The following is a 16938-nucleotide window of genomic DNA, read 5'->3' as shown; positions in this document are numbered from 1 at the left end:
AGTGTTCCGGCCCAGCGTCATGATCACGTACGCTACAGACTGTGACTCCTGACGAACTCGTGGTGTTGGTCGACGGCGAAGGCAACGCGATCGGCACCGCACCCAAGGCGTCGATACACGGTCCTGACACGCCGCTGCACCTGGCCTTCTCCAGCTACGTCTTCGACGAGGACGGCCGGGTGCTGCTGTCCAGGCGGGCCTCTCACAAGGTCACCTGGCCGGACGTGTGGACCAACAGCTGCTGCGGCCACCCGCTGCCGGGCGAGCCCCTCCAGGACGCGGTGCTGCGCCGGCTCTCCTACGAGCTCGGCATGGTCGTCGACCGCGTCGATCTCATGCTGCCCCGCTTCTCCTACCGGGCGGTGATGGCCAACGGCGTCGTCGAGCACGAGCTGTGCCCCGTCTACCGGGTGCTGACGAGCGCGCCGGTACGGCCGAACCCCGACGAGGTGGGGGAGGTGGTGTGGATGCCGTGGAAGGAGTTCGCCTCGGGCGTGATGTCGGGGCTGCTGGCGATCTCGCCGTGGTGCCGCGACCAGGTGCCCCAGCTCGACGACCTCGGGGCCGACCCGCTCGCCTGGTCCCCCGCCGCGCCCGCCGAGCTGCCCCCGGCCGCCCGCCCGCTCTCCTGAGCCCGCGGAAACGGGGGATCTCCGGTTACGGCACGCCGCCGCCGGCGCCACCCGAGGCGCGGGGCCGGCGTCCCTCCAGGGAAACGCTCACCGAGCGCCCGTGGCCGGCCGCCGTCACGGCGTACCCCGGAAACGCGCAACGTCTCGCCGTCGGGGCGGGGACCCCGTGCGCTGGAGTGGCGCACGGGGACAGCGCCCGGCCACGACGAGACGTCGGCGCTCAGGCCGGCCTGCCGTACGGGAGGACTACCGCTCCACCTCGCCGCGGATGAACTTCTCCACGTACTCGTGGGCCTCCTCGTCGGAGTACTGCTCGGGCGGCGACTTCATGAAGTAGGAGCTGGCCGACAGGATCGGCCCGGCGATCCCCCGGTCGAGGGCGATCTTCGCGGCGCGTACCGCGTCGATGATGACGCCCGCCGAGTTGGGCGAGTCCCACACCTCGAGCTTGTACTCCAGGTTCAGCGGGGTGTCGCCGAACGAGCGGCCCTCCAGGCGGACGTAGGCCCACTTGCGGTCGTCGAGCCACGGCACGTGGTCGGACGGGCCGATGTGCACGTCGGCCTTGGCCATCTCGTGCGGGATCTGCGAGGTGACGGACTGCGTCTTGGAGATCTTCTTCGACTGGAGCCGCTTGCGCTCCAGCATGTTCATGAAGTCCATGTTGCCGCCGAAGTTGAGCTGGTAGGTGCGCAGCAGCTCGACCCCGCGGTCCTCGAACAGCTTGGCCATCACGCGGTGCGTGATGGTGGCGCCGACCTGCGACTTGATGTCGTCGCCGACGATCGGCACGCCCGCCTCGGTGAACTTCTCCGCCCACTCGGGGTCGGAGGCGATGAAGACCGGCAGCGCGTTCACGAACGCCACCTTGGCGTCGAGCGCGCACTGGGCGTAGAAGCGGTCGGCCTCCTCCGAGCCCACCGGCAGGTAGGACACCAGCACGTCCACCCGGGCGTCCTTCAGCACCCGCACGACGTCCACGGGCGCCTCGTCGGACTCCTCGATGATCTCGCGGTAGAACTCGCCGAGACCGTCGAAGGTGTGGCCACGCTGGACGATGACACCGGTCGGCGGCACGTCCGTGATCTTGATCGTGTTGTTCTCGCTGGCGACGATCGCCTCGGACAGGTCGCGGCCGACCTTCTTGGCGTCGACGTCGAAAGCGGCGACGAACTCGATGTCACCGACGTGGTAGTCGCCGAACTTGACGTGCATCAGACCCGGCACTCGTGTGTCCGGGTCGGCGTCCTTGTAGTAGTGAACGCCCTGAATCAGCGACGCCGCGCAGTTGCCGACACCGACAACGGCTACGCGTACCGAACCCATCGCACTCGCTCCCTTACTCATCTGATGACGTATCTTTCTCGGGCTCCTGTGAGGCCCTGCGTTCCGTGGCGATCAGCTCGTTCAGCCAACGCACCTCGCGTTCGACCGATTCCAGACCGTGACGCTGCAGCTCCAACGTGTAGCTGTCGAGGCGCTCCCTGGTGCGGGCCAGCGCGGTGCGGACGCTGTCGAGCCGTTCCTCGAGGCGGCTGCGGCGTCCTTCGAGGATGCGCAGCCGTACTTCGGCCTCCGTGTGCCTGAAGAAGGCGAAGTGGACGCCGAAGCTCTCGTCCTCCCACGCGGACGGGCCTGCCTGGGTGAGCAGGTCCTGCAGCCGCTCCTTGCCGTCGGCGGTGAGTTTGTAGACGATCTTCGATCGCCCTCCGACGACCGCCTCCGCCGGGCGCTCCTCCATGATGAGCCCCTGCTCCAGCAGCGACTTCAGGCACGGGTACAGCGAGCCGTAGGAGAAGGCTCTGAACATCCCCAGCAGCGCGTTGAGCCGTTTGCGCAGCTCGTAGCCATGGAGAGGGGTCTCATGCAGCGACCCGAGCACGGCGAGTTCAAGCACTCTGCCCTGTCCGCTGGCCAAGGAAACCGCCCCCTCTCGCGCCGATGTATCGAGTCGATACATCCACACAATACGTCGCGTCGCTATATCGCCGCAATCAACGGATTCCCCAAGAGGTTGGGTGGAATCGGCAAAAAGCCGTAGTCTGGCGCCCATGTGGTCTCAGCGAGGGGTGGTGGACTACGGGCTGGCGAAGCGGGCGGCAGTGCGCTCACTTCGCTCCGGGCATGCCTCCACTCGTGATGTCTGCGACGCACAGCCCTATCTCCTTCGCGCGGCACGGCACTTCGGCGAACCGACCGAACGTCCCTGCCCGGTATGCGCGAGAGAGAACGTCACCAACGTGACCTATGTCTACGGCGATGCGCTGGGCCGACATGCCGGTCGCGCAAAGGCCACATCAGAGATCCTCGAGATGGCCCATGATTACGAGGAGTTCAGGGTCTATGTGGTCGAGGTATGTCAGGGTTGTTCCTGGAACCACCTGACCGTCTCTTATGTCCTCGGCACCGGGCCGCCTGACAGCGTCGGCACCACGTGAACCGAGGACGGCGCCCGCCGTGCCAGATGACGACGATGCGAGGACGTGTTGAGTAACAGCAGCTATGGCCCCGAGCCGATCGGACGCGGAGAGCGCGCTGAAGGGACGGGTCGCCAGGGGAGGCGCCGTCGCTCGAGTCCCGTGCCCGCTTCGCAGCCGACACAAACCGGCTGGGGCATGGAACGCCGTCCCGAGGCCGCCTACGAGCAGACGGGCGCGATGGACGCGCAGCCGCCCGCACCCTCCCGGCCGTCGGGGCCGCAGCAGGTGCCGCCACAGCAGACCGCGCAGTACCCCGTGGACGGACCCCCGTCGCGCCGGCGCGGTGCCGAGGAGACGATGGTGGGCGGACCCGAGCCGCGCCGCTCCCGCGGCGGCCGGGGCCCGCGCGGCCCCGAGGGCCCGGGTCGCGGCGGCGGTGGCGGCGGTGGCGGCGGTGGCGAAGGCGGCGACGCGGGGAAGGGCCGCCGCGGCTGGAAGCGGTTCATCCCGAACTGGAAGATCGTCATGGCCAGCATGGTCGTGCTGGCCGCCGGCCTGTTCGGGATGATCTGGGTCGCCTACGCGAACACACCGCTGCCCGAGGTCGCCCAGCAGAACGCGGTCGCGCAGGAAAGCATCATCTACTACCGGGACGGCAAGACCGAGATCGCCCGCTGGGGCATCCCGCGAAAGATCATCAAGTTCAGCGAGGTCAACGACGCGGTCAAGGACGCGACGATCGCCATCGAGAACAAGACCTTCTGGGAGGACTCCGGCATCTCCATCCCCGGCATCGCCCGCTCGGTGTGGATGACCGTGACCCGCCAGCAGGTCCAGGGCGCCTCCACCATCACCCAGCAGATGGCGCGCAACTACTACGAGGGCCTCAGCCAGGAGCAGTCGATCCAGCGGAAGGTCAAAGAGATCTTCGTCGCGGTGAAGCTCAACAAGGAGAAGTCCAAAGAGGACATCCTCATGGACTACCTCAACACGATCAACTACGGCCGTGCCTACGGCATCCAGGCGGCCGCCGAGGCCTACTTCGGCAAGAACACCAAGGCCGCCAAGCTCACCCCCGCGCAGGCGGCGTACCTGGCCGCCCGCATCCAGCAGCCCAACTGGGACGGTGAGGACCCCCGGCTGAAGTCGCGGTGGAGCACCGTGATCAAGTACATGGCCGACCAGTTCCCGCAGAAGTACGGCAACCTGCCGGCGACCGCCAAGTGGCCGAAGGTCAAGAAGCCCACCGACAAGAGCGAGATGTCCGGGCTCACCGGCTACATGGTCAGGGAGGTCCTCAACGAGCTCGAGCGCAACAACATCAGCAGCGACGAGATCGAGCGCAGCGGCTACCGGATCGTCTCGACGTTCGACAAGCAGCTGATGAGGGACGCCAAGGCGGCGGTCGAGGGCGTGACCGCGCGCATGAACAAGGAGTTCCACGCGGGTCTGGCCGCCGTCGACCCCCGAAACGGCAGGGTGCTCGCCTTCTACGGCGGCAGGAACTACATCACCGACCCGTGGAACGAGCCCTTCAAGTCGTACAAGCAGGCGGCCTCGGCCTTCAAGCCGTACGTGCTGGCCGCCTGGCTCGACGCCGGCTACAGCCTCAACAGCTTCGTGCCGGGCAACGAGACCGTGCCCAAGGAGATCCCGGGCCAGCAGATCGGCGGCTACCGCAACAGCCACAACGTCGGCCAGGCCGTCGATGTCGTCAAGGCCACCGCCGCCTCGGTCAACACCGCGTACGTCTCCATGGCCTACAAGCTGCCCGGCCAGCTGGAGGACGTGAAGCGGATCGTCGTGGAGGCGGGCCTCGGCAAGAAGCGGATGGACGACGACGTCGCCTCCCACGCCTACGGCTTCTCGATCGGCTCGGCGCTGGTGTCCCCCGTCGAGCAGGCGGCCGGCTACTCGATCTTCGCCAACGGCGGCAAGCACGCCGACTACCACGTGGTTCAGAAGGTCCTCAACCCGGACAAGAGCGTCCGCTGGAACCCCGAGAAGAAGCTGCCGCGACAGGTGATCTCGGCCGAGGCCGCCGCCGACGCCACCGCCGCGATGCAGTCGGTGCTCAAGGCCGGCGGCACCGCCGCGGGCAAGGGCCTGGGCAACCGTCCGGCCGCCGGCAAGACCGGCACCAACAACGACGAGAAGGAAGCCTGGTTCGTCGGCTACACGCCGCAGATCTCCACCGCGGTCGGCTTCTACCGCGAGGAGTGCAGGACCGCCTCCGGCAAGGTCGTCCCGCCGCAGCACTCCAACTGCCCCGTGACCGACGGCAAGAAGAACAGCAAGTACGACGGGATCAACAAGGTCTACACCAAGCCCTACGAGGTGTCGCTGGGCTTCGAGGGCGCCGGTCCGCCCACCGAGGTGTGGCGTGCCTTCATGCTGCGCGCCCACGAGACGCTGAAGCTGCCGGTCGAGCAGTTCCCGGCCAGGGCGAACATCGGCCAGTCCGAGAACATCGTGGAGAAGCCGGAGCCCAAGCCGACGCCGACCACTGACAACCCGTTCGGCACGCCGGACGACCCGTGGGGCGACGACAACGGCAACGACTGCGGCCTGCTCGGCTGCGACAGCGACGACGACAACGACGGCCTGCCCGAGGACGGCCAGACGGAGGCCGACAGGCTCGGTGACGTCGGCTCCGGCGACGACCCGATGGGCGGCGGCGCGATCGTGCCCGATCCCATGGCCGGATCCACCAGGCGCGACAGCGAATGACACGGCTGGGGACGACGGCGCGGACGGTCGTGCCGTACCTGCCCCTGGGGCTCATGGCGGCCCTGGGGGCGGTGCTCGCCTACGTCTGGAAGCTGCCCTGCAGGACGGGCGGCTGGAACAACTCCATCCAGACGTACGCGAACGCCTGCTACACCGACATCTACCCGCTCTTCTTCGACCGGCAGCTGCACACGCAGGACCCGTACTTCGCCGCGGTGCCGTTCGACAAGCAGGTGGAGTACCCCGTCGTGCTCGGCGAGGTCATGCAGGTCATCGCCTGGCTGGTGCGCCGGCTGGCGCCGGACGAGGCGACCCAGGCGGTGCGGTTCTACGACATCACGGTGATCCTGCTGGGGATCTCCCTCGTGATCGGCGTGCTGCTGATGGCCGCCGTGGCCGGGCCCACCCGCAGATGGGACGCCGCCTGGTACGCCCTCGCCCCCGGCGTGATCCTCGCCGCCTACATCAACTGGGACCTGATCGCGGGCGCGCTGTCGATGGGCTTCCTGCTGGCGTGGGCGCGCCGCCGCCAGGTGCTGGCCGGCGTGCTGCTCGGTCTGGCGATCGCGACCAAGTTCTACCCGCTGATGTTCCTCGGCGCGCTGTTCCTGCTGACCGTGCGCACCGGAAAATGGCGGCCCTTCCTCGTCTCGCTGGGCTCGGCGGTGGCCGCCTGGCTCGTCGTCAACGTCCCGTTCATGGTGCTGGCGTGGGAGGGCTGGCGGCGCTTCTACGTCTTCTCCCAGGAGCGCGGCGTCGACTGGGGCTCGCCCTGGCTGTTCTTCGAGCGCAAGGACTGGCCGATCCTCGGCGACATGGACCCGAGCCTGCTCGGCATGGTCTCGCTGGCGCTGCTGTGTCTCGGCATCGCCGTCCTGACCGTGCTGGCGCCGCAGCGGCCCCGCCTGGCGCAGATCTGCTTCCTGGCGCTGGCCGCGTTCATGATGACCAACAAGGTGTGGTCGCCGCAGTTCGTGCTGTGGCTGGTGCCGTTCGCCGTGCTGGCCAGGCCCAACTGGAAGCCGCTGGCGCTGTGGCAGGTCGCCGAGGTGTGGTACTTCTTCGCGATCTGGCTCTACCTGCTCTACCAGGACGAGGCGAGCAGGCACCTGGGCATCGGCGACGACGTCTACTTCACCGCCGTCTGGGGCCGCGTCATCACGATCCTCATCATGATGGCGTTCGTGGTGCGCGACATCCTCCGTCCTGACAAGGACGTGGTACGGCAGGCAGGCGTCGACGACCAGACGGGCGGCGTCTTCGACCGCGCCCCTGACAGGTTCGCGCTCACCTGATGAGGGCGCTCGGGATCTGGGTCACCTCCCGTCTCGGGCTCCTGCTCGCCACCCTGATGGGCGCGTCATGGCTGGCCGGCGCGGGCGGCTACCTCGACAGGTGGAAGCAGTGGGACGCCAGCCTCTTCGTCACGATCGCCCAGCACGGCTACGGCGGCGACCCCGGCGCCCCGCGTGACCCCGGCCTGCCCGCGTTCTTCCCTGGCATGCCCGCCATGCTCAGGCTCGTCCACCTGGTCGTCCCCGACTGGGCGCTGTGCGGGCTGCTGATCTCGCTGGTCGCGGGTGGCGTGGCGGCGATGGCGCTGGCGCGGCTCGCGGAGTTCGAGGGCGGCTCGGGCTCCACGGCGGTGCTGGCCATGGTGCTGTTCCCCACGGCGGTCTTCCTGGCCGCCGGCTACAGCGAGGCGTTGTTCCTCGCGCTCGCGATCCCCGCCTGGCTGGCGGCGCGCAGGAGGCAGTGGGCCGCCGCCGCGCTGCTGGCCGCAGGGGCGTCCGCCGTCCGGATCACGGGGATGTTCCTGGCGGTCGCGCTGATCGTGGAGTTCGTGCTCAGCAAGCCGCGCTGGCGAGAACTGCCGTGGCTGACCGTCCCCTTCGTCCCGTTGCTCGCCTACTCGTGGTACCTGCATGACCGTACCGGTGACTGGCTGGCCTGGAAGCACGCGCAGGAGGCCGGCTGGGGCCGGGAGATGGTGTGGCCGTGGGAGGCGTGGCGGACCACCTGGAACTCGGCCATGGGCACCGACGACTTCGCCGTCGCCTTCCGGATGGAGATCGTCGGCGCCGTGGTGGCCGTCGCGGTGCTGGTCTGGCTGCTCGTGCGGCGCCGGTGGAGCGAGTTCGTCTACTGCGGCCTGCAGGCGGGCGCGCTGCTGCTGTCGGCCTACTACCTGTCGGTGCCGCGCGCCCTGATCCTGTGGTTCCCGCTGTGGGTGCTGATCTCCCGGCTGTCGACCCGGTGGATCATCGGGTACGGCCTGCTCCTCGGCCCGCTGATGGTGCTGAACACCCTGAGGTTCCTCACCGGCGCGTGGGCCGGCTGACATCCGTACCCGCTTCCGGTGGAAAGTAATCCATGGAAGTTATCCACAGGCTGTGTGTTTCCCTCACAGGTTCTTGCGGAGGAAGGCGATGTCCTCGGCCTGACCTGCGAACGGCGTCTCCACGATGATCGGCGCCCCCGCCCTGCGGCACACCTCCAGAATCAGCTCGGACTCGATCTGCCCCTGACCGAGGTTGGCGTGGCGGTCGGCGCCCGAGTCGAAGGCGTCACGCGAGTCGTTGCAGTGGACCAGGTCGATGCGGCCGGTGATGGCCTTGACCCGGTCGACCACGTCGACCAGCTCCTCGCCGCCCGCGTGGGCGTGGCAGGTGTCGAGGCAGAAGCCCACGTCGAACCCGTCGAGCGCCTCCCACAGCCGGGCGATGCGGTCGAGCCTGCGCGCGATGGCGTTGCCGCCGCCCGCGGTGTTCTCGATCAGCACGGGGATGGGGCACTCCATCCGCTCGAACACCTTGCGCCAGTTGTCGAACCCGATCTGCGGGTCCTCGTCCTTGTTGAGGTGGCCGCCGTGGACGATCAGCCCCTTGGCGCCGAGGCCCGCGGCCGCCTTGAGATGCTGCTCCAGCAGCTTGCGGCTGGGAATCCTGATCCGGTTGTTGGTCGTCGCCACGTTGATCAGGTAGGGCGCGTGGATGTAGATGTCGACGCCCTCGACCGGCTTGTCGGGCAGCACGGGCGCCTTGTAGCCCTGCGGGTCGCCGAGGAAGAACTGCACGATCTCCGCGTCGCGTTCGGCCGCGTGGGCCGCGGGATCGTCCTGGTCGACATGAGCTCCGATGCGCACCATGCCTCCCAGGCTATCCGTTTCGGCGGCACGGATCAGGGCAGTCGAGGCGCAGCCCCCCGACGCTAGGAGCGCCAGATGACCCGCTATCGCTTAGGTAGTTTCCTCTTTCTGATCTACGTCCTGGTCGGCCTCTACGTGGCCTGGATCCACGACTACATCACCCCGGCTTTGCTGAAGGACGTGGCCGAGGCGCTGCTGGCCACATTCCTGTGGTTCGTCCTCCTCCTCGGCGGCGACCTGCACCTGGGGTGAGACCGGCCCGGCGCTCCTCCGCCGCGGCCGCCCAAGGGCGGAGGAGCCCGTTCCACGGGCACGTCTTCAACGGGCACACGGAAGGACGGCACCGCCCGGGGTGCCGCCCGCATCGGGGTGTTATGGCAGGAACCCGCCGCGCGCGATGCCCAGTGCCACGCCCACGAACGACGCCACGATCCCCACGATGTTCAGCGCCCGTTCCGGCGTGGTCGCCGAGATGTACTGCGAGTAGAGCCCGAGGCCGAAGCCGAGCGCCCCCACCCACGACGAGACGACGTGGGCGTCGGGGAAGAAGGTCGACCCGAACGCGACCAGGCCGCACACCAGCGTGGCGATCGACAGCAGGTTCTCGATCGGGTGCGGGCGGCCGTCGCTGTTGAGCGTCAGCCTGGACCTCTCGTTCTCGCCGGGACGAAGCACGTGTGGCATGGCTACCACCCCCTCATCTGTAAAGGAGTTCCCATCCGTGCGCGGCTGGTAACCTGAGCAGGCTGCGTTGTGCTGTGTCAACCGCCACCGGGTCGCCGAAAGGGGCGATCCCGGGAAAAACGTCAGCGTCCTCCTGTCACGACAGATTGTCGTGACCGCAAGAGTCCAGAGGAGGTTGGAGTCCATCATGCGTCGTTACGAAGTAATGGTGATCCTGGACCCTTCGCTCGATGAGCGCACTGTGGCGCCGTCCCTCGACCAGTTCCTCGCCGTCGTCCGCAACGACGGTGGCACCGTGGAGAAGGTCGACGTGTGGGGCCGCCGTCGCCTTGCCTACGACATCGACAAGAAGTCGGAAGGCATCTACGCCGTCATCGACCTGTCCGCCGAGCCGGCCACGGTCAAGGAGCTCGACCGCCAGATGAACCTCAACGAGGGCATCATGCGGACCAAGGTTCTCCGCCCGGACGTGCACTAAGCAGCTCGTTCTCCCGATTTTCTGTCGGGGGCGGGCCGTAGTCTGAGCCGTAACCCAAGAGTTGAGGAAGGGCTCCAGCCATGGCAGCAGGCGACACCGTCATCACCATCGTCGGCAATCTTGTCAACGATCCTGAGCTGCGCTTCACCCCTACGGGGCAAGCCGTGGCCCAGTTCCGCGTCGCGTCCACTCCGCGGTTCATGGACCGCCAGACCAACGAGTGGAAGGACGGCGAAAGCCTCTTCCTGACCTGCAACGTGTGGCGGCAGGCGGCCGAGAACGTCGCCGAGTCGCTGCAGCGCGGCATGCGGGTCATCGTTCAGGGGCGGCTCAAGCAGCGGTCTTACGAGACCAAGGAAGGCGAGAAGCGCACGGTCTACGAGGTCGAGGTCGACGAGATCGGCCCGTCCCTGCGTAACGCCACCGCCAAGGTCAACCGCACCTCCCGTCAGGGTGGTGGCGGCGGCTTCGGCGGCGGCCCCGCCGACGACCCGTGGGCCTCTGCCACGCCCGCCCCGCCCCAGGGCGGCGGCTTCGGCGGTGGCGGTGGCGGCGGCTACGGCGGCGGCAACCAGGGTGGCGGCTTCGGCGGCCAGCAGGGTGGCGGCGGCTTCGGCGGCGGCGACTTCAGCGACGAGCCTCCCTTCTAACCCGAAGGGCCCGTTCGCGGGCCCTTCCCGGTCGGGCCGCCAGGCCTGACCACCTGTCAACAAGCCCGAGTCCATTCCCGCTTCACGGCGGGGCTCTGAAAGGAGCACCACGATGGCTAAGCCGGCACTGCGCAAGCCCAAGAAGAAGGTTTGCCTGTTCTGCCACGACAAGATCTCCTACGTCGACTACAAGGACACGGCGCTGCTTCGGAAGTTCATCTCCGACCGCGGCAAGATCCGTGCGCGCCGGGTGACGGGCAACTGCACCCAGCACCAGCGCGACGTGGCGACCGCGATCAAGAACGCCCGTGAGGTGGCTCTGCTGCCCTACACGAGCACCGCGCGCTAAGGGAGGACTTGCGACATGAAGCTCATCCTCACCACCGAGGTCTCCGGCCTCGGCGCCCCCGGCGACATCGTCGAGGTCAAGGACGGCTACGGCCGCAACTACCTCGTGCCCCGCGGCTACGCGATCCAGTGGACGCGTGGTGGCGAGAAGCAGATCGCTTCGATCAAGAAGGCGCGCGACGCCCGCGAGATCCGCGACCTGGGCACCGCCAAGGAGGTCGCCGGCCAGCTCCGCGCCCTCAAGGTCAAGCTGGCGACCCGCGCGGGCGAGTCCGGCCGCCTGTTCGGCTCCGTCACCACCGGTGACATCGCCGAGGCGGTCCAGAAGGCCGGTGGCCCGGCCCTCGACCGTCGCCGCATCGAGATCGTCAACGCGATCAAGAGCGTCGGCTCCCACAAGGTCAGCGTCAAGCTGCACCCCGAGGTCTCCGCTTCCCTCGACGTCGAAGTCGTCGCCGGCTAGCGGTTTCCGCACCAGCGAAAACCCCCGCGGGGATTCCCGCGGGGGTTTTCGTCATTCCACGGCCTCTCAGCCCGACCTGGACCGAGGCACGCTCCTTCCCACGATCTCGTCCGGGGGATCGCGGGCGGGCGCGCTTCCTGCCCGCTCCGCCCGGCGCTCAGGCGGTCACTCACTCTCGCAGTTCTGTCAGGGGACCCTGCGAGGGCGTGCTTCCCTGTTCGCGCCGCTCAGGCAGTCGCTCTCGCGGTTCTGCCCGGGGATCGTGCGTGGCCGGGACACCGGCGCTGCCCGTGCTGCCCGCCGCTCACTCGCGAGGCCCTGCCCGTGCTGCCCGGCGTCCGCCAGCCGCTCTCGCGGTTCTGCCCGGGGATCGTGCGTGGCCGGGACACCGGCGCTGCCCGTGCTGCCCGCCGCTCACTCGCGAGGCTCTGCCCGCTCCGCCCGCCGTCCGCTGGTCGCTCGCGAGTCCTCGGTCACGCGCGAGGCTCTGCCCGCGCTGCCCGCTGTCCGCCGGTCACTCGCTAGGTTCTGTTCGGGGATCGTGCGGGGTCGGGCAGGCTTGCTCGCTCGGCTCGCGTGCGGGGATTCCCGTAGCGGATGGGGTGGTCGCGTCCGTCGATGCCCGCCGCCGCGAACCGAAGGACGCTCGCCACCGTGACCCGAGCCGGCGAGCGCCTGCCGTGCGGGCGGCTACGCGACCCGGTTGAGCAAGCCCAGCACCCGTTCGGTGAGCAGCGTGGTGGCCGGCTCGTCGTAGGCGGGCAGGCTGGGGTCGGCGAACAGGTGCTTGTCGCCGGGGTAGAGGAACAGCTCGGCGTCCGCGGCCGTCGCGACGAGCGCGCGGGCCGCCGCGAGGTCACCCTCGTCGACGAAGAACGGGTCGGCGTCCATGCCGTGCACCTGGACCGGCACGCCGTCGGGCCAGCCGCCGCCGAACTCGGCGGTCGGGACGCAGGCGTGGACCAGCACCGCGCCCTTCGCTCCGGCTCGGGTCTGGGCCAGCAGCTGCGCCGGCATCACCCCGAGCGAGAACCCGGCGTAGACGAGCTCGCCGGGCAGCCCTTCGGCGGCGGCCCGCCCCCGCTCGACGATCGCGTCGAACCCTGTTTTCTGGGCGTAGGCGACGCCCTCCTCGAGGTCGGCGAAGACCTGCCCCTCGAACAGGTCGGGCACGTGGACGGTGTGGCCGGCCCGCCTGAGTTCCTCGGCGAACACGCGGACACCGGACGTCAACCCGTGCGCGTGATGGAACAGCAACACCTCGGCCATGTCTCTTCCTTTCCCGTGGCGCCCGGTCGGCTCCGTGGTACCGAGTATCGCCGGGGGCCCTGACAGTTTCCGGTGTCCGGCAGCCGAAGAGCACGTACATATAGGCCCGGATGGAACCGCCATTAGGCCCACGTACAATTTGCACGTTCATTCAGTAGACGTGGAGACGCCCATGGTTCGCCCTTCTATGCTGTTCGCTCTCGGTGCGCTGGCGACGGCGACTGTGGCGTGCGCCCCAGCCGACAACACCGCCAGTACGGCCGCCCCGAGCGGCGCCGCCTCCACCGCCTGCACGAAGGACCAGCTCAAGCTCGTCAACGCGGGCAAGCTGACGATCGGCACCGACAAGCCGGCCTACGAGCCGTGGTTCAAGGACGACGACCCGAGCAACGGCCAGGGCTTCGAGAGCGCGATCGCCTACGCGGTCGCCGGTGAGATGGGCTTCGACCGCGACGAGGTGCAGTGGTCGACGGTCAAGTTCGACACCGCCTTCGCCCCCGGCGCGAAGAAGTTCGACTTCGACATCAACCAGGTCTCGATCACGCCCGCGCGGGCTCAGGCGGTCGACTTCAGCGACGGCTACTACACCGCCAAGCAGGCCGTCGTCGCGGTGAAGGGGTCAAAGGTCGCGGGCGCCACGTCGCTGGCGGCGCTCAAGGACGCCGCGATCGGCGTGCAGGTCGGCACGACCGCGTTCAGCGCCGTCCAGGACATCATCAAGCCGGCCAAGCAGCCGAAGGTCTACAACGACCAGATCGACGCGGTCAACGCGCTGAAGAACGGCCAGATCGACGCGCTCGTCGTCGACCTGCCGACGGCCTTCTACGTGACCGCCGCCCAGGTGGACAACTCCGCCATCATCGGCCAGTTCAGCGCCTCGGGCGGCACACCCGAGGAGTTCGGCCTGGTCATGGAGAAGGGCAGCGCGCTGAAGTCCTGCGTCGACAAGGCGGTCGACGCGCTCAAGACCAAGGGCGAGCTGGCCAAGATCGAGCAGCAGTGGCTCGGCGAGGCGGCGGGTGCTCCCGAGCTGAAGTGATGGCGTCCACCTGGGTCAAGAGCGAAAAGCAGCTCGAACGTGAGCGGGTGCGCGCCAGGCGCGCCCGCCGTTCGGCCTCCACCGCCACCGTCTCCACGATCGTCTTCCTGGTGCTCGTGGTCTGGGTGGTCACGAACGCGCCCGGCTGGGATCGGGTGCAGGACACCTTCTTCAACCCCGAGCAGTTCGTCGCCGCGCTGCCGGACGTGCTCGACGGGTTCCTGCTCAACGTCAAGATCTTCCTGATCGCCGAGCCGCTGATCCTCGTCGTCGGGCTGCTGGTGGCGCTGGCCCGCGGGCTGACCGCCCCGGTGTTCTTCCCGCTGCGCTGCCTGGCCGTCGCCTACACCGACATCTTCCGCGGCATCCCGACGATCCTGCTGGTCTACCTGGTGGGCTTCGGCCTGCCCGCGCTGCGGCTGCAGGGCACCCCCTCGGACGAGGCGACGCTGGGCATCATCGCGCTGACGCTCTCCTACGGCGCCTACGTGGCGGAGGTGTTCCGCTCCGGCATCGAGTCGATCCATCCCAGCCAGGTGGCCGCGGCCCGCTCGCTCGGGCTGACACAGGGCAAGACGTTGCGCTTCGTGGTGCTGCCGCAGGCCGTGCGCAGGGTGATCCCGCCCCTGCTGAACGACTTCGTGTCGCTGCAGAAGGACACGGCGCTGGTGGCGACGATCGGGGCGATCGAGGCGCTCAGGCAGGCCCAGATCCACGCGTCCAGCTCCTTCAACTACACGCCCTACCTGGTGGCCGCGCTGCTGTTCATCCTGCTCACCATCCCGATGGCGCGCTTCACCGACTACCTGGCCGCGCGGTCGCAGAGGCGGAGGGGACGATGAGCGTGCTCACCCTCGAAGGGGTGTGGAAGAGCTACCACGACCATCCCGTGCTGCGCGGGATCGACCTCGAGGTGGCGCCGCACGAGGTGGTCTGTCTCATCGGCGCCTCCGGATCGGGCAAGTCCACCCTGCTGCGTACGGTGAACCTGCTCGAGACCGTCGACGACGGGATCATCACGCTCGACGGGCGGGAGATCACCGACCCCGATGTCGACGTCGACGACGTGCGCAAGCGCATGGGCATCGTCTTCCAGGCGTTCAACCTGTTCCCGCACATGAGCGTCCTGGACAACATCACGCTGGCTCCGCGCCAGGTGCACGGGGTGTCCAGGAAGCAGGCGGAGGAGCAGGCCAGGGAACTGCTGGCCAGGTTCGGCCTGGCGGAGAAGGCGAAGGCCTACCCCGACCAGCTGTCGGGCGGGCAGCAGCAGCGGGTGGCCATCATCCGCGCCATGGCCACGCAGCCCCGGCTGATGCTGCTCGACGAGGTCACCTCGGCGCTCGACCCCGAACTGGTCACCGAGGTGCTCGGCGTCATCAGGGAGCTCAAGAGCGCGGGCATGACCATGGTCCTGACCACGCACGAGATGAGCTTCTGCCGGGACATCGCCGACACGGTCTGCTTCCTGGACGGCGGCGTGCTGCTCGAACGCGGCACGCCCGAGCAGATCTTCACCGATCCCCGGCACCCGCGCACCCGCGACTTCCTGCGCAGCGTGATCGAGTCCGGCCGCTTCTAGGAACGAGGTACATGGCCGGCGGCCCCGCACCTCGTTCCTAGCGGCGGTGGCGGCCGCGTCCGGAGGCGACGGGGGCGGCCAGCGGGCTGCGGCGCCTGCCGTACACGAGATAGGCCAGAACGCCCACCGCCATCCACGCCGCGAACGACAGCCACGTCTGGACGCTGAGGTTCACCATCAGCCACAGCGTGGCCAGCATCGACAGCGCGGGCAGCAGCGGGGACAGCGGCACGCTGAACCCGCGGGGCGCGTCCGGCATCCGGCGGCGCAGCACGATCACCCCGGCCGACACCGCGAGGAACGCGAACAACGCCCCGACCACCACGATCTGCTCCAGCATCAGCACCGGAGCCAGCTCGGCCAGCAGGATCGCGGTCACGCCGATCACCAGCGTGACCCTGGTGGGGGAGTGGTAGCGGCGGCTGAGCGTCCCGAGCCCGCGGGGCAGCAGCCCGTCGCGGGCCATCGCGAACATGATCCGGGTCTGCCCCGCGATCAGCACCATGATCACCGTCGTCAGCCCCAGGACGGCGCCGATGTTGATGACGTGCACCATCGCGTTCTCGCCCACCGCCGCGAAGGCCGCCGCCAGCGGCGCCACCTCGGAGATGCGCGTGTACGGCACCATGCCGACCATCACCACCGCCACCGCGATGTAGAGCACGGTGGCGATCACCAGGCTGCGGATCATGCCCTTCGGTACGGCCCGCGGCGCGTCCAGCGTCTCCTCGGCGGCCGTGGCCACGACGTCGAAGCCGATGTAGGCGAAGGCGATCGCGGGAGCGGCGGCGAACACCCCGAACCATCCGAAGGATCCCGCCGGCCCCACCACCAGCCCGAGCAGGGTGTCGGGCGGGCCGGACGACGGCTGGTGCGGCGCGATGAAGTCACCCAGGTTGGCCGGGTCGAAGTGGAGCGCCCCGACGGCGATCACCGCGGCGATGGCGGCGAGCTTGGCCACGACGATCAGCCACAGCGCGCGCAGCCCGAACCTGGCGCTCATCGCGACCGTGGCGGTCAGCAGGCCGAGGACGAGCGCGGTCAGCACGCCCTGGGGCACCGGGAGGGGCACCCCGAGGTCGGCGAACGTCTGGGCGGCGTACAGCGCCCACACCCGCGCCACGACGGCGGCCGCCAGTTGCATCTCCAGGACCAGCGCCCAGCCGACGAGCCAGGCCCACACCTCGCCGAACAGCACGTAGGAGAAGGTGTAGGCGCTGCCCGAGGCGGGGATCGTGGAGGCCAGCTCGGCGTAACAGAGCGCGGCCAGCAGCGAGGCGATCCCGGCGATCATGAAGGAGAGGATCACGCCGGGGCCGGCGGTGGTGACCGCCTGGCGGCCGGCGACGCTGAAGATGCCCGCGCCGATCATCACGCCGAGCCCGAGGATCACCAGGTCGGCAGGCCGGTAGAGCCGGTGCAGGCGGTGCCGGGCACCGGTGCGCGGGCCGGTGGCCGCGGCGAGGGGGAGACGGGGCACGTGTCTGTACCAATC

At 68.9% G+C, this 16938-nt stretch carries 19 protein-coding genes; 13 read left to right on the top strand and 6 right to left on the bottom strand.

All coding sequences use genetic code 11. The features are described 5' to 3' along the window. Window positions 1-41 precede the first annotated feature (41 nt). Window positions 42-632 (top strand): isopentenyl-diphosphate Delta-isomerase, encoded by a 591-nt coding sequence (gene idi / locus ACWDLG_RS04855; RefSeq protein WP_449916007.1) that lies wholly within the window; start codon window positions 42-44, stop codon window positions 630-632. A 246-nt stretch (window positions 633-878) separates the two neighbouring features. Here the strand turns inward: idi and ACWDLG_RS04850 are convergent, their stop codons facing one another. Beyond that, a complete protein-coding gene (locus ACWDLG_RS04850; RefSeq protein ID WP_354919231.1) occupies window positions 879-1958 on the bottom strand; it encodes an inositol-3-phosphate synthase in 1080 nt (359 codons plus the stop codon). Window positions 1959-1971: 13 nt separating this feature from the next. Further along, on the bottom strand, window positions 1972-2550 hold the full coding sequence (locus ACWDLG_RS04845; RefSeq protein WP_449916004.1) for a helix-turn-helix transcriptional regulator: 579 nt from the start codon (window positions 2548-2550) through the stop codon (window positions 1972-1974). Between the two features lie 133 nt (window positions 2551-2683). Between ACWDLG_RS04845 and ACWDLG_RS04840 the strand changes: the two genes are divergently transcribed. From ACWDLG_RS04840 to ACWDLG_RS04825, 4 genes are all read left to right on the top strand, one after another. Beyond that, on the top strand, window positions 2684-3070 hold the full coding sequence (locus ACWDLG_RS04840; RefSeq protein WP_449916002.1) for a DUF5318 family protein: 387 nt from the start codon (window positions 2684-2686) through the stop codon (window positions 3068-3070). Window positions 3071-3247: 177 nt separating this feature from the next. Then, window positions 3248-5782 (top strand): transglycosylase domain-containing protein, encoded by a 2535-nt coding sequence (locus ACWDLG_RS04835; RefSeq protein ID WP_449916000.1) that lies wholly within the window; start codon window positions 3248-3250, stop codon window positions 5780-5782. Continuing rightward, window positions 5779-7077: a glycosyltransferase family 87 protein gene (locus ACWDLG_RS04830; RefSeq protein ID WP_449915997.1), complete on the top strand. Its 1299-nt coding sequence runs from the start codon at window positions 5779-5781 to the stop codon at window positions 7075-7077. The genes ACWDLG_RS04835 and ACWDLG_RS04830 overlap by 4 nt, the downstream gene beginning before the upstream one ends. Then, complete coding sequence (locus ACWDLG_RS04825) at window positions 7077-8123, top strand: mannosyltransferase family protein (protein WP_449915996.1); 1047 nt, start codon at window positions 7077-7079, stop codon at window positions 8121-8123. Before ACWDLG_RS04830 ends, ACWDLG_RS04825 begins: the two co-directional genes overlap by 1 nt. A 63-nt stretch (window positions 8124-8186) precedes the next feature. Here the strand turns inward: ACWDLG_RS04825 and ACWDLG_RS04820 are convergent, their stop codons facing one another. Further along, entirely contained in the window at window positions 8187-8930 is a 744-nt protein-coding gene (locus ACWDLG_RS04820) for a deoxyribonuclease IV (protein WP_449915994.1), read from the bottom strand. 75 nt (window positions 8931-9005) lie between these two features. Between ACWDLG_RS04820 and ACWDLG_RS04815 the strand changes: the two genes are divergently transcribed. Then, window positions 9006-9182 (top strand): hypothetical protein, encoded by a 177-nt coding sequence (locus tag ACWDLG_RS04815; protein ID WP_449915991.1) that lies wholly within the window; start codon window positions 9006-9008, stop codon window positions 9180-9182. 120 nt (window positions 9183-9302) lie between these two features. On the opposite strand, the gene ACWDLG_RS04810 is transcribed toward ACWDLG_RS04815, so the two are convergent. After that, window positions 9303-9614: a hypothetical protein gene (locus ACWDLG_RS04810; RefSeq protein WP_354919207.1), complete on the bottom strand. Its 312-nt coding sequence runs from the start codon at window positions 9612-9614 to the stop codon at window positions 9303-9305. Between the two features lie 187 nt (window positions 9615-9801). Here ACWDLG_RS04810 and rpsF point away from each other — a divergent pair, with 187 nt between their 5' ends. The 4 genes from rpsF to rplI all read left to right on the top strand — a co-directional run bounded on the left by rpsF (window position 9802) and on the right by rplI (window position 11553). Further along, window positions 9802-10092: a 30S ribosomal protein S6 gene (gene rpsF, locus ACWDLG_RS04805; protein WP_379572850.1), complete on the top strand. Its 291-nt coding sequence runs from the start codon at window positions 9802-9804 to the stop codon at window positions 10090-10092. Between the two features lie 80 nt (window positions 10093-10172). Continuing rightward, the gene (locus tag ACWDLG_RS04800; protein ID WP_449915987.1) at window positions 10173-10742 is read left to right on the top strand and encodes a single-stranded DNA-binding protein; all 570 of its coding nucleotides are present in this window, start codon (window positions 10173-10175) and stop codon (window positions 10740-10742) included. A gap of 112 nt (window positions 10743-10854) precedes the next feature. Then, window positions 10855-11091 carry a 30S ribosomal protein S18 gene (gene rpsR, locus ACWDLG_RS04795; RefSeq protein WP_020543048.1) on the top strand — a complete coding sequence of 79 codons (237 nt, stop codon included), beginning with the start codon at window positions 10855-10857 and terminating at the stop codon, window positions 11089-11091. 15 nt (window positions 11092-11106) lie between these two features. Then, window positions 11107-11553, top strand: a complete 447-nt coding sequence (gene rplI, locus ACWDLG_RS04790) for a 50S ribosomal protein L9 (RefSeq protein ID WP_354919198.1) — start codon at window positions 11107-11109, stop codon at window positions 11551-11553. 690 nt (window positions 11554-12243) lie between these two features. On the opposite strand, the gene ACWDLG_RS04785 is transcribed toward rplI, so the two are convergent. After that, window positions 12244-12822, bottom strand: coding sequence for a dienelactone hydrolase family protein (locus ACWDLG_RS04785; RefSeq protein ID WP_449915985.1), 579 nt, complete (start codon window positions 12820-12822; stop codon window positions 12244-12246). 172 nt (window positions 12823-12994) lie between these two features. Between ACWDLG_RS04785 and ACWDLG_RS04780 the strand changes: the two genes are divergently transcribed. From ACWDLG_RS04780 to ACWDLG_RS04770, 3 genes are read left to right on the top strand one after another with little or no spacing between them, the layout of a single operon-like run. After that, on the top strand, window positions 12995-13861 hold the full coding sequence (locus tag ACWDLG_RS04780) for an ABC transporter substrate-binding protein (RefSeq protein ID WP_449915982.1): 867 nt from the start codon (window positions 12995-12997) through the stop codon (window positions 13859-13861). Beyond that, window positions 13861-14703, top strand: coding sequence for an amino acid ABC transporter permease (locus ACWDLG_RS04775; RefSeq protein ID WP_354919189.1), 843 nt, complete (start codon window positions 13861-13863; stop codon window positions 14701-14703). Before ACWDLG_RS04780 ends, ACWDLG_RS04775 begins: the two co-directional genes overlap by 1 nt. Next, entirely contained in the window at window positions 14700-15443 is a 744-nt protein-coding gene (locus ACWDLG_RS04770; RefSeq protein ID WP_354919186.1) for an amino acid ABC transporter ATP-binding protein, read from the top strand. The genes ACWDLG_RS04775 and ACWDLG_RS04770 overlap by 4 nt, the downstream gene beginning before the upstream one ends. 37 nt (window positions 15444-15480) lie before the next feature. On the opposite strand, the gene ACWDLG_RS04765 is transcribed toward ACWDLG_RS04770, so the two are convergent. Further along, window positions 15481-16923 (bottom strand): amino acid permease, encoded by a 1443-nt coding sequence (locus tag ACWDLG_RS04765; protein WP_449915978.1) that lies wholly within the window; start codon window positions 16921-16923, stop codon window positions 15481-15483. Window positions 16924-16938 lie beyond the last annotated feature (15 nt).

The sequence above is a fragment of the Nonomuraea sp. NPDC003727 genome (genome assembly GCF_053586935.1).
Note: the sequence above shows the minus strand (reverse complement) of the source record. Positions and strands in the feature narration are given on the sequence as shown.

What these genes read in the sequence shown, in the direction of transcription:
- ACWDLG_RS04800 (WP_449915987.1), top strand. Translation starts at nt 10,173, where the DNA reads ATGGCAGCAGGCGACACCGTCATCACCATCGTCGGCAATCTTGTCAAC.
- ACWDLG_RS04830 (WP_449915997.1), top strand. Translation starts at nt 5,779, where the DNA reads ATGACACGGCTGGGGACGACGGCGCGGACGGTCGTGCCGTACCTGCCC.
- ACWDLG_RS04850 (WP_354919231.1), bottom strand. Translation starts at nt 1,958, where the DNA reads ATGGGTTCGGTACGCGTAGCCGTTGTCGGTGTCGGCAACTGCGCGGCG.
- rpsF (WP_379572850.1), top strand. Translation starts at nt 9,802, where the DNA reads ATGCGTCGTTACGAAGTAATGGTGATCCTGGACCCTTCGCTCGATGAG.
- ACWDLG_RS04825 (WP_449915996.1), top strand. Translation starts at nt 7,077, where the DNA reads ATGAGGGCGCTCGGGATCTGGGTCACCTCCCGTCTCGGGCTCCTGCTC.
- rplI (WP_354919198.1), top strand. Translation starts at nt 11,107, where the DNA reads ATGAAGCTCATCCTCACCACCGAGGTCTCCGGCCTCGGCGCCCCCGGC.
- ACWDLG_RS04780 (WP_449915982.1), top strand. Translation starts at nt 12,995, where the DNA reads ATGGTTCGCCCTTCTATGCTGTTCGCTCTCGGTGCGCTGGCGACGGCG.
- ACWDLG_RS04820 (WP_449915994.1), bottom strand. Translation starts at nt 8,930, where the DNA reads ATGGTGCGCATCGGAGCTCATGTCGACCAGGACGATCCCGCGGCCCAC.
- ACWDLG_RS04785 (WP_449915985.1), bottom strand. Translation starts at nt 12,822, where the DNA reads ATGGCCGAGGTGTTGCTGTTCCATCACGCGCACGGGTTGACGTCCGGT.
- ACWDLG_RS04775 (WP_354919189.1), top strand. Translation starts at nt 13,861, where the DNA reads ATGGCGTCCACCTGGGTCAAGAGCGAAAAGCAGCTCGAACGTGAGCGG.
- ACWDLG_RS04810 (WP_354919207.1), bottom strand. Translation starts at nt 9,614, where the DNA reads ATGCCACACGTGCTTCGTCCCGGCGAGAACGAGAGGTCCAGGCTGACG.
- ACWDLG_RS04840 (WP_449916002.1), top strand. Translation starts at nt 2,684, where the DNA reads ATGTGGTCTCAGCGAGGGGTGGTGGACTACGGGCTGGCGAAGCGGGCG.
- ACWDLG_RS04815 (WP_449915991.1), top strand. Translation starts at nt 9,006, where the DNA reads ATGACCCGCTATCGCTTAGGTAGTTTCCTCTTTCTGATCTACGTCCTG.
- rpsR (WP_020543048.1), top strand. Translation starts at nt 10,855, where the DNA reads ATGGCTAAGCCGGCACTGCGCAAGCCCAAGAAGAAGGTTTGCCTGTTC.
- ACWDLG_RS04835 (WP_449916000.1), top strand. Translation starts at nt 3,248, where the DNA reads ATGGAACGCCGTCCCGAGGCCGCCTACGAGCAGACGGGCGCGATGGAC.
- ACWDLG_RS04770 (WP_354919186.1), top strand. Translation starts at nt 14,700, where the DNA reads ATGAGCGTGCTCACCCTCGAAGGGGTGTGGAAGAGCTACCACGACCAT.